Origin of the sequence: Achromobacter spanius, assembly GCF_002812705.1 — a bacterium.
Classification (GTDB): domain Bacteria; phylum Pseudomonadota; class Gammaproteobacteria; order Burkholderiales; family Burkholderiaceae_B; genus Achromobacter; species Achromobacter spanius.
The window spans coordinates 6,293,687-6,307,501 of the sequence record NZ_CP025030.1 but is presented as its reverse complement, the minus strand read 5'-3'; the positions used below and the strand labels follow the sequence as shown (position 1 = coordinate 6,307,501).

Sequence of the window (13,815 nt, the reverse complement as noted above, 5' to 3'; positions counted from 1 at the left end):
TTTGGCGTGTTCAAACCCCAGCGAAATCAGCTTTCAAACCAGTTCAGCACGCCGTCCAGCCCGGTGACGTTCAAGGCGAAGCGCGTTTGCTCGCGTACCACGGGCTTGGCGTGATAGGCCACGGGGAAGCCCGCGGCGCCCAGCATCAGCAAGTCGTTGGCGCCGTCGCCCATGGCAATGATCTGGTCTTTGGTGGCGCCGTGGGTGCGCGCGAATTCGCGCAGGTAGACGGCCTTGGCCTGCGCGTCCAGGATGTCGCCCAGCACGTGGCCCGTCAGCACGCCGTTGTCGATTTCCAGCGTGTTGGCGTGGGCGCTGTCCAGCTTCAGACGTTCGCGCAGGCGGTCGGTGAAGAAGGTGAAGCCGCCCGATACCAGCAGCACCTTGATGCCGGCAGCCTGCGCGGTGGAGATGAGCCGTTCGGCGCCGGGGTTCAGGCGCAGCTTTTCCACATAGACCTGTTCCAGCGCCTCGGCCGGCACGCCTTTGAGCAGCGCGACGCGGCGGCGCAGGCTTTCGGCGAAGTCCTTGATTTCGCCGCGCATGGCGGCTTCGGTGATCTCGGATACCTTGTCCTTCACACCCACCACACCCGCGATCTCGTCGATGCACTCGATGTTGATCAGCGTGGAATCCATGTCCATCGCCAGCACCTTGCAGTCAGACAGCTTCAGCCCGGCAGGCACGAACGCTACGTCGACGCCTTGGCGTTCGGCCCAGGCCACCGATTCGGCGCGGGTCAGGGCGTCGTGCTGAACGTCCAGCAAGCGGGCGGCGGTATTGCTGATGCGTGCGATGCCCTGCGCTTGGGCCACGGCGGCCAGTTGCTCGGCGTGTTCGATGCGTAGGCCGGGAGATTGGACGACAAGGTGATGGGTGGTCATAAGAAAAGTAAGAAGGTCGTGGATTTACTTCAAGGCACGCAGCACGGCGCGAACGGCGTCTGAGCGGGCGGGGATCTGCGCGGCTTTGATCTCAACGCGCAATTTATCCTGTCCGGCCAGTTTGATGTTGCGTTGGCGTTGCACCAGTTCAATGATGCGGGCCGGGTCGACGCTGGTCTTGGGCCCGAACTGGATCAGCGCCTGGGCTTCGCTGGCGTCGATCTTGACGATGCCCAACGGCTGCGCGGCCAGGCGCAGGCGATGCGAGGTCAAGAGCGTTTGCGCGGCTTCGGGCAGTTTGCCGAAGCGGTCGATCAGTTCTTCCTGGATGCGGATCAGGTCGTCTTCGTCGGCGGCGTGCGCCAGGCGCTTGTAGATGCCCAGGCGTGCGTGCACGTCGGCGCAGTAGTCGGACGGCAGCAGGGCCGGCGCATGCAGATTGACTTCGCAGGCCAGGTTGAAGGGCGCGTCCAGGTCGGGCTCTTCGCCCGCGCGCAGCGCGCGCACGGCTTCGTTGAGCATCTCGTTGTACATCGAGAAGCCCACTTCCTGGATGTTGCCCGACTGCGAGTCGCCCAGCACTTCGCCGGTGCCGCGGATTTCCAGGTCGTGCATCGCCAGGTAGAAGCCGGACCCCAGTTCCTCCATGGCCTGGATCGCTTCCAGGCGCTTCTTCGCGTTGGTGGTGATGGCGTCTTCGCCGGGCGTCAGCAGGTAGGCGTAGGCCTGGTGATGCGAGCGGCCCACGCGACCGCGCAACTGGTGCAACTGCGCCAGCCCGAAGCGGTCGGCGCGGTGGATCACGATGGTGTTGGCGGTGGGTACGTCGATGCCGGTCTCGATGATGGTGGTACACAGCAGCACGTTGTAGCGCTGCTGGTAGAACCCCTTCATCACCTGTTCCAGCTCGCGCTCGGGCATCTGGCCGTGGGCGACGGCGATGCGCGCTTCCGGCACCAGTTCTTCCAGGCGGGCGCGGCGGTTGTGGATGGTTTCCACCTCGTTGTGGAGGAAGTAGCACTGGCCGCCGCGCTTGAGTTCGCGCAACAGCGCTTCGCGCAGCGTGCTGCCGTCTTCGCGGCGTACGAAGGTCTTGATGGCCAGGCGCTTTTGCGGCGCGGTGGCGATGACGGAGAAATCCCGGATGCCTTCCAGCGACATGCCCAGCGTGCGCGGAATGGGGGTGGCTGTCAGCGTCAGCACGTCGACCTCGGCGCGCAGCGCTTTCAGCGCTTCTTTCTGGCGCACGCCAAAGCGGTGTTCCTCGTCGATGATGACCAGTCCCAGGCGTTTGAATTTCACATCCTTGGACAGAATCTTGTGCGTGCCGATCACGATGTCGACCCGGCCGTCGTTGATGCCCTCGACGGCGGCGGCCACTTCCTTGGCGGAACGGAAACGCGACAGTTCCACCACGCGCACGGGCCAATCGGCAAAGCGGTCGGAAAACGTCTGCGCGTGCTGTTCGGCCAGCAGGGTGGTGGGGCAGAGCAGGGCGACCTGTTTGCCGTTGGCCACGGCCAGGAAGGCGGCGCGCAACGCCACTTCGGTCTTGCCGAAGCCCACGTCGCCGCAGACCAGCCGGTCCATCGGGCGGCCGGACGTCATGTCGGCGATCACGGCTTCGATGGCGGCGCGCTGGTCGACGGTTTCCTCGAAACCGAAGCCCTCGGCGAACGCTTGGTAATCGTTCAAGGGCAGGTTGAAGGCGTAGCCTTCGCGCGCCGCGCGCTGCGCATACAGCGCCAGCAGTTCGGCGGCGGTGTCGCGCACTTGCTTGGCGGCCTTGCGGCGGGCCTTGTCCCACTGGCCGGAACCCAGTTGATGCAGCGGCGCCGCGTCGGGGTCCGCGCCGCTGTAGCGCGCGATCACGTGCAGTTGCGACACCGGCACGTAGAGCGTGCTGCCGTTGGCATATTCAAGATGGAGGAATTCCATCTCGCCTTCGCCCATGTCCATGTTGACCAGGCCGTGGTAGCGACCGATGCCGTGCTGCGCGTGGACGACGGGGTCGCCGGCGCGCAGTTCGGACAGGTCGCGCACCATGGCTTCGACGTTGCTGGCGCGTTCCTGGTCGCGCTTGCCACGGCGGCCCGTGTTGGCGTGGCCCGGGTACAGGTCGTTTTCGGTCAGGAAGGCCAGGTTGGCCTGGGGCAGGCCAAAGCCCGTGGCCAGCGGCGCGGCTACGATGCCGAAGTTGGCGTCCGACGCCAGGAAGGCTTCGATGGTGTCGGGCTGCGCATCCGGCGTGACGCCGAATTCGTTCAGCATCTGCACCAGGGTCTCGCGCCGGCCGGCGGAGTCGGCGCATAGCAGCACCCGGGTCTCGCGCGTTTGGACCAAGGCGCGCAGCTTGGCGATGGGGTCGTCGGAACGGCGCGCCACGCTGACGTCGGGCACGGCGCGGAAATCGGGATGCGGGTCGCCGGCGGTCAAGGACAGGCGGCGGAATTCCTTTAGCCGCGTGTACAGCGTTTCGTTATCCAGGAACAGCGCCGAGGGCGGCAGGACGGGGCGCTCGCGATCGCTCTTGAGGAAGTTGTAGCGGCTGGAGGTGTCCTGATTAAAGCGCTGGATGGCGTCGTCGATATCGCCGATGGTGACGGTGACCGTGCCCGTGGTCAGGTAATCGAACAGCGTGGCGGTTTCTTCGAAGAACAGGGGCAGGTAGTACTCGACGCCGGCGAACGGAATGCCGTTGCCGATATCTTTATAGGGCAGGGCGCGGGACGGATCACCTTCGAATATTTCGCGAAAGCGCGCGCGGAAACGGGTGCGCGAGTCTTCGTCCATGGGGAACTCGCGTCCGGGCAGCAACTGAACTTCGCGCACGGGGTACAGGCTGCGCTGGGTGTCTACGTCGAAGCTGCGGATGGTTTCGATTTCGTCGTCGAACAGGTCCAGCCGGTAGGGCACGACCGAGCCCATGGGAAACAGGTCGATCAGGCCGCCCCGCAGGCAGAATTCGCCCGGCGCGGTGACCTGGGTCACGTGGTTGTAGTTGGCCAGCGTCAATTGCGCGCGCAGGGCCGCTTCGTTCAGCTTGTCTTTCTGCTTGAACGAAAACGTGTAGGCGGCCAGGAATGACGGCGGCGCCAGGCGGTACAACGCGGTGGTGATGGGCACCGTCAGCACGTCCACCGTCTTCATCATCAGCGAATGCAGCGTGTGCAGGCGCTGGGAAATCAGATCCTGGTGCGGGGAAAAGGCGTCGTAGGGCAGCGTTTCCCAGTCAGGCAACTGGCTGACGCGCAGGTCAGGCGCGAATAGCTGGATCTCTTCGGCCAGCCGCTGGGCCTCCACCGGCTCGGCGGTCAGGATGACCACGGGCGCGGACGCCTGACGGGCCAGGTCCGCCAGCAGCCAGGCGTCTCCCGAACCGGGCGGCCGGGGCTGCGCATAGCGCGCGCCGGGTTTCAGCGCGGACAAAGTCGAGGCGGTCGCGGGGACGGGCGGCGCGGCGGTGGCGGGGGAAGTGGGGGTGGGCATCAGGGTGGCAGCAGGCATCAAGCGGAAGATTATAAAATCACCGCACCATGTCTGACTCAATCATTGCAATCGTTCCCGCCGCGGGCGTCGGCGCCCGTGCCAGCCAGCCCGGCGCCGAACCCGTGCCCAAGCAATATCGTCCATTGGCCGGACAGCCCATGCTGCGCCATGCGGTGCGCGCGTTGCTGGCCGATGAGCGTGTGTCGCAAGTGCGGGTGGCGGTGACGCCGGGCGATGGCTGGGTCGACACGGCGCTGGCGGGTTTGCCTCGCACCGTGTGGCGCGCGTGCGGCGGCGCGACGCGGGCCGATACCGTGGCCGGCGCGCTGGCCGATAGCGGCGTGGCCGACGATACCTGGGTGCTGGTGCACGATGCCGCCCGCCCCGGGCTGCCTGAAAGCGCGTTGCGCCGTTTGATCGATGCCTGCCTGGCTGACCCGGTGGGCGGCCTGCTGGCGTTGCCGGTGGCCGACACCGTCAAGGGTGGGCGCGATCGCGTCGAGCGCACGCTGGACCGCAATGGCCTGTGGCTGGCGCAGACGCCGCAAATGTTTCGGGCCGGCGTGCTGCGCGATGCGCTGACGGCGGCCTCCGTGAATGGCGTGATCGTTACCGACGAAGCCTCTGCGCTAGAGGCTGCCGGCTACGCGCCATTGCTGGTTCCCGGCGCCTTGCGAAATTTCAAGGTGACGTGGCCGGATGATTTCGAACTGATGGAAAAATGGCTATGAGCATTCCTTTTCGCGTTGGGCAGGGCTTTGACGTGCATGCCTTGGTTGAAGGCCGGCCGCTGATCATCGGCGGTGTCACGATCCCGCATACGCATGGTCTGCTGGGCCATTCCGATGCCGACGTGCTGCTGCACGCCATTACCGATGCGCTGCTGGGCGCGGCGGGGCTGGGCGACATTGGGCGGCATTTTCCGGATACTGATCCCGCCTTCAAGGGCGCCGACAGCCGCGTGCTGTTGCGCGAGGCAATGGCGCGCGTGCGCGCCGCGGGCTGGACGCCGGTCAACATCGACGCGACGCTGCATGCGCAGGCCCCCAAGATCGGTCCGCACGCGCCCGCCATGGTGAAGAACATCGCGGCCGACACCGGGCTGGCAGAGGCCGACGTGAACATCAAGGCCAAGACCAACGAGGGCTTGGGTTACCTGGGTCGAAAAGAGGGGATTGCGGCCACGGTCGTCACGCTGCTGGCCCGGGCGAACGCCTGATCAGGCCTGCCATTTACGTTGGCATACATCTTTAACAAATGCATAAGCGGGTCCATATGATTCGGAATATTCTGCGCGCTATCTAAATCTGATCACATGAGATATTCGGATGCATTTACGCGGCGCAGCCCTGCTTTTCGTCCTTGGTGCAGTGTGCGCTCCGGCGCACGCCGAATTTGAACAACAGCTTGGGCCCCTGGCGGGTACGGTCAGACAGCAGTTGTTGCAGGGGTGGACGGCAGGGGTGCAGGATGGCTGGTTCAGCTTGCAGAACAAGGGCACGCCCGGCAGCGAGCAAACGCTGTACGTGAATGTCGGCCCGGCGCCGGATGCCGGCCGCATTACCGACGTCAATGTGGTCGTCAGTTCACAAAACCCCAAGGCTTCCATCGGTGTTGTGCTGAACAACCGTCCGCGCAAGAGCCTGTGCCTGCTTGAGATTTCGGCTGACAAGAATACGCAGCTCTTCTGTCTGGAAGGCCAAAACCGCCGCGACTTCGGCTCGGTGCCCAATGTGGCCAAGCTGGACGGCTCGGACCGCATCAAAGTGGTTGAAGTGCCCGGCGCCGCACGCTTTATCGTGAATGGCCAGAAGATTGGGGACGTTGCCGATGTGCCCGCGCTGGGCGGCGACATCGGCATCATGGCGTACGACGTGGGCACGTTCGGCGTTGCGGACTTTGCCATCACCACCAATAAGGGCACCCCGCAAGCCGCGGCAAATCCACCGCCTGCCGGCCTGCCGCCTCGGGCCGGATTGCCTCCTCGTGGTGGCGGCACGGGCGCCAATCCGCAGAACCCGCAGCCGCCCGCCGCGCCGCCGCAGTCGGCACCCGCGCAAAGCAGCAATAATTCCGGCTTGCAGGGCGCGGGTCCGTACCCCCGTTTCGGCGGCGACACCGAACGTATCGTCGCGGTGTACATCGGCCTGATGAAGAGCATTTTCATGCACGAATTCGGCCATGCCCTGATCGGCGAATTGGAATTGCCGTCGACCGGCGCGGAAGAAGACGCGGTGGATATCTACGCGGCGCTGCAGATCGTGGAACCCACCATGTACCCGTCGGGAAACAAGGACGTGGACCGCATGGCCCGCGAAGCCGCGACCTACGCCGCCTTGCAGTGGTACTACAGCGGCAAGCTATCCGAGGGCAAGGGCCAGGCCCCCTCGGCATGGCAGGACGAGCACACCGGCGACCTGAAGCGCTTTCGCAACATGCTGTGCATCATGTACGGCGGCAACCCCGAAGTGTTTGAATCCGTCGTGCGCCAGACCGGCTTTGAAGATCGCACCAAGGCGCGTTGCACCGACGAATTCAACAAGCAGAATCGCGCCTGGCGCAAGATCCTGGCGCCTCACACCCGCGTGGGAACCTGGTCGCCGGACGGCTTGCAGCCCGCCAACGCGCCTGGGGCTCCGGTGAATGTGGTGTTTGAACCGTCCACGCGCAAGATCGGCAACCTGTTCGCCAAGCATCTGTCGGACGCCATCAGCGAAAACATCAAGCTGTTGGGCAAGACGTATGTGCTGCCGCGCGCCGTGAACGTGGTCTTCAAGGACTGCGGCAAGCTGAATGCCTGGTACAGCCCGCGCGAAGGCTCGATCACCATGTGCTATGAGCTGATCGAGAACATCGCGGTGATGATTTCAGACATTGAAATGGGCACCGTGGGCGGCGAAGTGGTCGCCAAGGATGGCTCGGCGCCGCCGCCTCGCCAGCAAGCGCCCGCTGGACAAGGCCAAGGGCTGGGACAGGGACAAGGGCAGGGCGCAGCCGCGCCGACCGGCGCCTTTGATGAACTGAAAGACAGCGGCGTGCCTGCCACCACCTTGCTGTTCACGGCGCCTTATAAAGGCCCGACGCCTATTCAGCATTACCGCGCCAAGGTCATCACGACCAAGGACCTGGTGCCGCTGATCACGAACAACAAGAATATCGTCATCGTCGATACCAGCGGGCTGCGCGATACGCTGCCCATCGCCTATCCGCTGGCCGATGCGGGCTCGGACGGCAGCGTCAAGGACCACCTGCAAAGCGCGCTGGATGATTGGCTGTTGAAGAAGGCGGGCGGCAATCGCGGCGTGCCGATCGTGCTGATGGGCGCCAGCATGAATGACAGAACGTCGTACAACGCGGCCTTGCGTGTTGGCACGCTGGGCTGGGATGCCTACTGGTATCGGGGCGGCATGGAAGCCTGGGTGGCCAATGGCTTGCCGACGGCACCGGTGAAGCCGGCGCAGAACTAAGCCGCGGTTGCCGGCAGAGAGCGGCAAGCAATAAAAAGCCCGCCTGTTTTTACACAGGCGGGTTTTTTCGCTTTCAGCCCGAATTTTCAGGCCGGGCTTTCAGAGCGATTCTTCGGACCGGCTTACTTGCCTTGGGCGGCCAGCGCCAGGGCGGCGGCGTTGACGACCGCGGCAATCCGGCCGGCGTCGCGCAGTTGTTCCGTCGACACGCCGTCGTTCTTCAGGTTTTCATAGTGCGAGGCCACGCAGAAATGGCACTTGCCAATGATCGAAGCGACCAGCGCGAACAGTTCAAAGCGCTTTTTCTCGACGCCGCCATGGGTGGCGTAGGCGTTCATGCGCAACTGGGCGGGCAGGCTCTTCAGGTTGGCGTCACCGGTCATTTCCACATAGGGATACCAGGTGTTGTTCATGCCCATCAGCGCGGACGCGGTCAGCGCGGCGTTGGCGTCGCCTTCCGACAGGCCGCTTTTGAAGGCTTCGACCAGTACCGGGCTGCGGGCGGCATAGGCGGCCGACAGGGCGGCGCCCACGGCGTCTTCCGGCGCCAGGGTCGAACGGGCAATCACGGCGTCCAGATTCAGGCGGATATCCTTGGCCCAATCCGGGAGCTGTTCCTTAATGGTGGTAAGAAATTCCATAGTTTTTACCTATAATCTAGAGCAATGAAAGCCCAGCGAGGAGCCTGCAAGCAGGCCCCGGGCCGGGCTGGAAATTACAGCGTGGCGCCGCCAACCGTACGGTTGCACGGGCACAGTTCGTCGGTTTGCAGACCGTCGAGCAGACGCAGAACTTCTTCCGGGTTACGGCCGACGTTCAGGTTGTTCACCGAAACGTGCTGGATCGTGTTGTCCGGATCAACGATGAACGTGGCGCGCAGCGCAACGCCAGCACCCTTTTCGCGGACGCCCAGTTGGTCGATCAGGGCACCGGTGGTGTCGCCGAATTGGTAGTGGCCCAGCTTGTTCAGGTCCGGATGCTCACGGCGCCATGCCAGCTTGACGAATTCGTTGTCGGTGGAGCCGCCCAGCAGGACGGCGTCGCGGTCTTCGAAATCCTTGGCCAGCTTGTTGAAGCCGACGATTTCGGTCGGGCACACAAACGTGAAGTCTTTCGGGTAGAAGTAGATCACCTTCCACTTGCCGGGGAACGAGCTTTCGGTGATGTCTTCAAACGCCGACACGCCATTTTCTTCGTGCTGGTTGAAGCCGGGCTTGACGCCGGTGACCTTGAAGGGCTCGAGTTTGTCGCCAACAGTTTTCATGTTTACTCCCAGTAGTTGTTGGTGGAGATAAGGCAGTGCCTCAAACCATAAATTCTACGCTATGGATTATCGTTGTCTAATTGATAATTCCTAAACTTGGCTTTGGGCAACTCTATCCGCGCGGTCAGTCCACCGCCCTCGCGCGGCAGCATCCGCAGCGAGCCGCCAACGTGCTTGAGCAGGCGTTCGACGATGGCCAGCCCCAGCCCCGCGCCGCTTACGCCGGTGCGAGCCGCCTCGCCGCGCGAGAAGGGTCGCAGCAGTCGGTCGACATCTTCGGGGGCGATGCCCGGGCCACGGTCGCAGACTTCGATCACGATCATGCCGCCTTCGGCTTGCAGCGTCATGACAAGATGGGCCATGCCGTCGGTGGACCGGCCATAGCGGCGGGCGTTCTCGATCAGGTTGCTGACCACGCGCTTCAAATCCAGCGCCGTGATCCGGGCGCGCAGCCCGGGTTCCAGCGAGGCTTCAAGTTCGCCGCCCAGCGACGCGGTGTGGCTGCGCTCGCGTTCGTACAGTTCGGCCAGCACGGCCGAGATGTCCGTCGCCAACTGCGGCAGCGAGCCCGCCGGCCGCGCGTATTCCATCAGTTGCCCGATACTGTGATCGATCTGGCCCAGGTCTTCGTCAATGGCCTGCCGCGCGTCTTCCGACACGCCGCTGAGTTCGATTTCCAGCCGCATGCGCGCAAGCGGTGTCCGCAAGTCGTGGGAGATCCCCGCCAGCATCAGCTCGCGATCGGCCTCGGCTTGCCGCAAGTCCTTGGCCATCCGGTTGAACGAGGCGTTCAAGTCGCGGATTTCCAGGGGGCCTTGCTCCGGCAAGGCGGCAGGCGTTTCACCGCGCGACAGCACTTGGGCCGCGCGCGCGAGCCGCGACAAGGGCCGGTTCACGAACCCCACGCTGACCGCCGCGCCGACAAGGGAAAGCAGCAACGCCGTGGCGCCCCATCCCAGCCATTCGATCCCGCCGGTCAGCCCGATCTGCTCTCGCTCGAACACCAGCCAGTACAGGTCTTTTTCAATCTGGAAGCTGACCCAGAAGCCGGGTACCTGGTTCACCCCCCACGCGATCTGGGTTTCCGGGCCGAAGCGCGTGCGGATGTGCTGCGCTACCCGCTGCCAGTAATCGTCGTCGGGAAGGGCTTCGGCAAAGTCGGTGACTTCGCGCGGATAGACCTGAATGCCTTCGTTGGTGGCCAGGTCAAGCAGGAGCTTGCTGCGTTCGCCGTTCTGCGAGTAGATCAGCGCCGTGCGCGTGATATTGACGGCCGTGATCACCCGCTGCGCCATTTGATTGGCACGCGGTCCCAGCTCCATGCTGAAAAATACTTGTAGCCACGCGCCCAGGCTGACCAGCATCAGCGCTGCGAGCAGCAGGAACGTGCGGCCGAACAAGCCGAGCCGCAAACGTGAAGTCAGGTTCCTGAAGGTTCTGCGCAAGCGGGGCACGAGGCTGCGCTCCTGCCCAGGGCGGGCGACTCGGTCAGCTACCACCGTCCGGCACAAACACGTATCCAAGACCCCAAACGGTCTGGATGAACACGGGCTTGGACGGATTGGGCTCGATCAGCTTGCGCAGGCGCGAGATCTGAACGTCAAGGCTGCGATCGAAAGCTTCGTATTCGCGGCCGCGCGCCAGTTCCATGAGCTTGTCGCGGGACAGGGGAATCTTCGGATGGCGCGCAAACACCTTGAGCACCGAGAATTCACCCGTGGTGATCGGCACTTGTTCCCCGTTGCGCGTAAGCGTACGGGTGGACAGGTTCAGCACGTAGGGACCGAAGGCGATGGATTCGTTCTCCTGGCTGGGAGCGCCAGGATGCTCCTCGGTGCCGCGGCGGCGCAGGATCGCGTTGATCCGTGCCAGCAGTTCCCGGGGGTTGAACGGTTTGGACAGGTAATCGTCCGCGCCCATTTCCAGGCCCACGATGCGGTCGATTTCTTCCGCCTTGGCCGTGAGCATGATGATGGGCGTATTGTCGTGGCCACCGCGCAGCCGGCGGCAGATGGACAAGCCATCTTCGCCGGGCAGCATCAGATCCAGCACGAGCAGATCAAAATGCTCGCGTTGCCAGAGTTTGCCCATCTCTTTGGCGTCTTCGGCAACGAAAACGTTGAATCGCTGCTCGGACAAATACCGGCGCAGCAAATCGCGCAAGCGCGGATCATCGTCGACGACGAGGATTTTTCGGGTGGGGGTGGTGTTTTGCGTATTCATGGCCGGAAATGTAACAGTGACAAGAACCAGCGGCTAGTGGGCGTTCACAAGATATTACACATTGCGAACCATGGTTGAAATCCCCCTTACAACCGGGGGCGAAGCCGCCGTATTTCGTACAATCTGCATCTATGGAACTAAACCTGCTGGCTTTGGAAACGTCTTCGTCCCGTTGTGGGGTGGCCCTTTTGCGCGTGCTCGATGGCCGCCTGGAGGTCATGACCCGCGAGCACGAAGGGTCTCAAGAGCACGCGGAACGGCTCTTGCCGATGGCGGGCGAGCTGCTGGCCGAGTCCGGTTTGGCCCCTGGCGCGTTGCATGCCGTGGCATTCGGGCAGGGGCCGGGCGGCTTTACGGGCTTGCGCGTGGCTTGCGGAGTGGCCCAAGGAATGGGGTTGGGGCTGGGTATTCCCGTAGTGCCCGTAGTGTCCCACCAGGCGGTCGCCGCCCAGGTGTCCCAGGCAACGCCGGCAGACGCCATCATTGTCGCGCTGGATGCCCGCATGAACGAGGTTTATCTTGCCGTCTACCGCCGCCAGGAGGCCGCGGAGCCTGAAGACGCCGGCTGGGACGTGCTGCAAGCCCCCCTGCTCATCGCGGCGGCCGAGGTCGTTCCCTGGACGGCGCACTATCTGAGCCAGTGGTCGGTCCAGGTGGGCCAGCCGCTGCAACCGCTGCTGGCGGGCGATGCCTGGGACGCCTACGCCGCTGACATGAATCCGCCCGCCGCGTGGCGCCGTGCCGCGGATGCGTTGCGCCCGGAGGCAGCCAGCGTGGCCCGCTTGGCGCGCCAGGGCTGGCTGCGCGGCGAAGCGCTGCCGCCCGAAGCCGCCGCGCCGCTGTATGTGCGAGACAAGGTCGCGTTTACCACTGCCGAGCGCATGCGCGGCGAGGGCGGCAACCCCAAGGCTCAGCCTACGCTGGCGTCGCAGGCTCCCCAAACACCCGAAAGCCCCGCAATCCCCCAAACTCCCGAAATTCCGCAACCACTGACGCAAGCCGACCTGGATGAAGTGGTGGCCCTGGAAGCCCAGGTACAGGCATTTCCCTGGACGCGCGGCAATTTCGCGGACGCGCTCGCGTCGGGCTACGGCGCCTGGGTGCTGCGGCGCGAGGGCAAGGTAGCGGCTTTCTGCATTTTGATGTTCGCGCCCGACGTGGCGCATCTGCTGGTGATCGCCGTGTCCAGGCATCTGCACCGCCAAGGCTTGGGCGGCATCTTGCTGGACTGGTGCGAGCAGCAAGCGCGCGAGCGCGGGCTGGAAGGCGTGTTGCTGGAGGTGCGCCCGTCCAATACGTCGGCGGTCAGTTTCTACCAGCACCATGGCTATCTGCAGATTGGCGTGCGTCGAGGGTATTACCCGGCCGAGCAGGGCGCGCGCGAAGATGCGCTGGTCATGCAGAAGCGCTTTGCCGCCGTGGCTGAGGTGGCGGCATGAGCCTGCCGACCCTCGCGACGGCGCCGCGCGTCAACCCGCTGCAACGGATCTGGCTGCGCGAAATCGGCATGGAACGCCTGTGGTTAAGGCCGGCGCCCGTCGTCGCGACTTCGGCTGCCAAGACTCCGGTTGCTTCTGCCGTGGCTGACATTGCCTCGGCCGTCACGTCGCAAGCCCCTGTTTTAAAAGAAGTTTTGCCAGTTCAGCCGTCCGCGCCGGTGGTTGTGGCGAAAGAAGTCGTGCCTGCTGATGACACGCAGGCCGCCGCCGCTGCGCCAGGCGCCGTTGCTGTTGTTGAGCCGACTGCGCAGGCCGTCGTTCCCACGGGGCGGGCGACCGGGCGTCCGACCATTCCGGCATCCATCCTGAACCGCAGCGGGCCACCACCGCGCCCGGTCCCCAAGACCGTGGAGGACGAAGCCGTCGAAGCGCCGCGTGTTCCGGTGGCCGAGGCCGTCAAGAACGCCACCCTGGACGAATTGCGCGAGCAGGTCGTGGCATGCACGGCTTGTGGCCTGTGCCAGGGGCGCCGCCACGCGGTGTTTGGCCAGGGGGCAACGCCTACCCGCTGGCTGGTCGTCGGCGAAGCGCCTGGCGAGCAAGAGGACCGTCAGGGCCACCCCTTTGTGGGTCGATCCGGGCAGTTGCTGGACGCCATGCTGGCCGCCGTGGGCATGAGCCGCGACACCGATGTCTTCATCACCAACGTGATCAAGTGCCGTCCGCCGGGCAACCGCAATCCCAAGCCCGAGGAAATTGCGTCGTGCAGCCCCTATCTGATGCGGCAGATTGCCTTGCTCAAACCCGAACGCATCCTGGTGCTGGGCCGTTTCGCGGCGCAGACGCTGCTGGGCACGGACGTCACGATCGGCAGCCTGCGCGGCCGTGTGCATCAGTTGAAGACGGACGACGGCGAGATCCCGCTTATCGTCAGCTATCACCCGGCCTACCTGCTGCGCAGCCCGTCTGAAAAGGCGCGTGCCTGGCAAGACCTGAAGCTGGCGTCCCAAATGGTCTGAGACCGGGGCGGAGCAAGGGCGAAAAAAAAC

Annotated in this window: 11 protein-coding genes; 5 read left to right on the top strand and 6 right to left on the bottom strand. The window is 64.4% G+C overall.

Annotated elements, in window-relative coordinates; all coding sequences use genetic code 11:
- Window positions 1-26: 26 nt before the first annotated feature.
- Window positions 27-884 carry a phosphoserine phosphatase SerB gene (gene serB, locus CVS48_RS28625; protein WP_100857374.1) on the bottom strand — a complete coding sequence of 286 codons (858 nt, stop codon included), beginning with the start codon at window positions 882-884 and terminating at the stop codon, window positions 27-29.
- A 24-nt stretch (window positions 885-908) separates the two neighbouring features.
- Window positions 909-4,373 carry a transcription-repair coupling factor gene (gene mfd, locus CVS48_RS28620; RefSeq protein WP_100857901.1) on the bottom strand — a complete coding sequence of 1,155 codons (3,465 nt, stop codon included), beginning with the start codon at window positions 4,371-4,373 and terminating at the stop codon, window positions 909-911.
- A gap of 47 nt (window positions 4,374-4,420) precedes the next feature.
- On the opposite strand from mfd, the gene ispD reads away from it, so the two are divergent.
- From ispD to CVS48_RS28605, 3 genes are all read left to right on the top strand, one after another.
- The gene (gene ispD / locus CVS48_RS28615) at window positions 4,421-5,104 is read left to right on the top strand and encodes a 2-C-methyl-D-erythritol 4-phosphate cytidylyltransferase (RefSeq protein WP_100857373.1); all 684 of its coding nucleotides are present in this window, start codon (window positions 4,421-4,423) and stop codon (window positions 5,102-5,104) included.
- Window positions 5,101-5,592: a 2-C-methyl-D-erythritol 2,4-cyclodiphosphate synthase gene (gene ispF, locus CVS48_RS28610; RefSeq protein WP_100857372.1), complete on the top strand. Its 492-nt coding sequence runs from the start codon at window positions 5,101-5,103 to the stop codon at window positions 5,590-5,592. Before ispD ends, ispF begins: the two co-directional genes overlap by 4 nt.
- A 220-nt stretch (window positions 5,593-5,812) precedes the next feature.
- On the top strand, window positions 5,813-7,840 hold the full coding sequence (locus CVS48_RS28605; protein WP_242001139.1) for a DUF4344 domain-containing metallopeptidase: 2,028 nt from the start codon (window positions 5,813-5,815) through the stop codon (window positions 7,838-7,840).
- A gap of 122 nt (window positions 7,841-7,962) precedes the next feature.
- On the opposite strand, the gene CVS48_RS28600 is transcribed toward CVS48_RS28605, so the two are convergent.
- The 4 genes from CVS48_RS28600 to risA form a co-directional block, all read right to left on the bottom strand.
- Window positions 7,963-8,481, bottom strand: coding sequence for a carboxymuconolactone decarboxylase family protein (locus tag CVS48_RS28600; RefSeq protein ID WP_100857370.1), 519 nt, complete (start codon window positions 8,479-8,481; stop codon window positions 7,963-7,965).
- Between the two features lie 74 nt (window positions 8,482-8,555).
- The gene (locus tag CVS48_RS28595) at window positions 8,556-9,104 is read right to left on the bottom strand and encodes a peroxiredoxin (protein ID WP_006217982.1); all 549 of its coding nucleotides are present in this window, start codon (window positions 9,102-9,104) and stop codon (window positions 8,556-8,558) included.
- 59 nt (window positions 9,105-9,163) lie between these two features.
- The gene (gene risS / locus CVS48_RS28590) at window positions 9,164-10,558 is read right to left on the bottom strand and encodes a sensor histidine kinase RisS (RefSeq protein ID WP_050448558.1); all 1,395 of its coding nucleotides are present in this window, start codon (window positions 10,556-10,558) and stop codon (window positions 9,164-9,166) included.
- Window positions 10,559-10,592: 34 nt separating this feature from the next.
- On the bottom strand, window positions 10,593-11,327 hold the full coding sequence (gene risA, locus CVS48_RS28585; protein WP_100857369.1) for a response regulator transcription factor RisA: 735 nt from the start codon (window positions 11,325-11,327) through the stop codon (window positions 10,593-10,595).
- A 131-nt stretch (window positions 11,328-11,458) separates the two neighbouring features.
- Here risA and tsaB point away from each other — a divergent pair, with 131 nt between their 5' ends.
- Window positions 11,459-12,766: a tRNA (adenosine(37)-N6)-threonylcarbamoyltransferase complex dimerization subunit type 1 TsaB gene (gene tsaB, locus CVS48_RS28580; protein ID WP_100857368.1), complete on the top strand. Its 1,308-nt coding sequence runs from the start codon at window positions 11,459-11,461 to the stop codon at window positions 12,764-12,766.
- Complete coding sequence (locus CVS48_RS28575) at window positions 12,763-13,785, top strand: uracil-DNA glycosylase (protein WP_100857367.1); 1,023 nt, start codon at window positions 12,763-12,765, stop codon at window positions 13,783-13,785. Before tsaB ends, CVS48_RS28575 begins: the two co-directional genes overlap by 4 nt.
- The last annotated feature ends 30 nt before the right edge of the window (window positions 13,786-13,815 follow it).

Bases quoted from the DNA above. Each gene is read 5' to 3' on its own strand.
- serB (WP_100857374.1), bottom strand. From the start codon at position 884: ATGACCACCCATCACCTTGTCGTCCAATCTCCCGGCCTACGCATCGAA.
- mfd (WP_100857901.1), bottom strand. From the start codon at position 4,373: ATGCCCACCCCCACTTCCCCCGCCACCGCCGCGCCGCCCGTCCCCGCG.
- ispD (WP_100857373.1), top strand. From the start codon at position 4,421: ATGTCTGACTCAATCATTGCAATCGTTCCCGCCGCGGGCGTCGGCGCC.
- ispF (WP_100857372.1), top strand. From the start codon at position 5,101: ATGAGCATTCCTTTTCGCGTTGGGCAGGGCTTTGACGTGCATGCCTTG.
- CVS48_RS28600 (WP_100857370.1), bottom strand. From the start codon at position 8,481: ATGGAATTTCTTACCACCATTAAGGAACAGCTCCCGGATTGGGCCAAG.
- CVS48_RS28595 (WP_006217982.1), bottom strand. From the start codon at position 9,104: ATGAAAACTGTTGGCGACAAACTCGAGCCCTTCAAGGTCACCGGCGTC.
- risA (WP_100857369.1), bottom strand. From the start codon at position 11,327: ATGAATACGCAAAACACCACCCCCACCCGAAAAATCCTCGTCGTCGAC.
- tsaB (WP_100857368.1), top strand. From the start codon at position 11,459: ATGGAACTAAACCTGCTGGCTTTGGAAACGTCTTCGTCCCGTTGTGGG.
- CVS48_RS28575 (WP_100857367.1), top strand. From the start codon at position 12,763: ATGAGCCTGCCGACCCTCGCGACGGCGCCGCGCGTCAACCCGCTGCAA.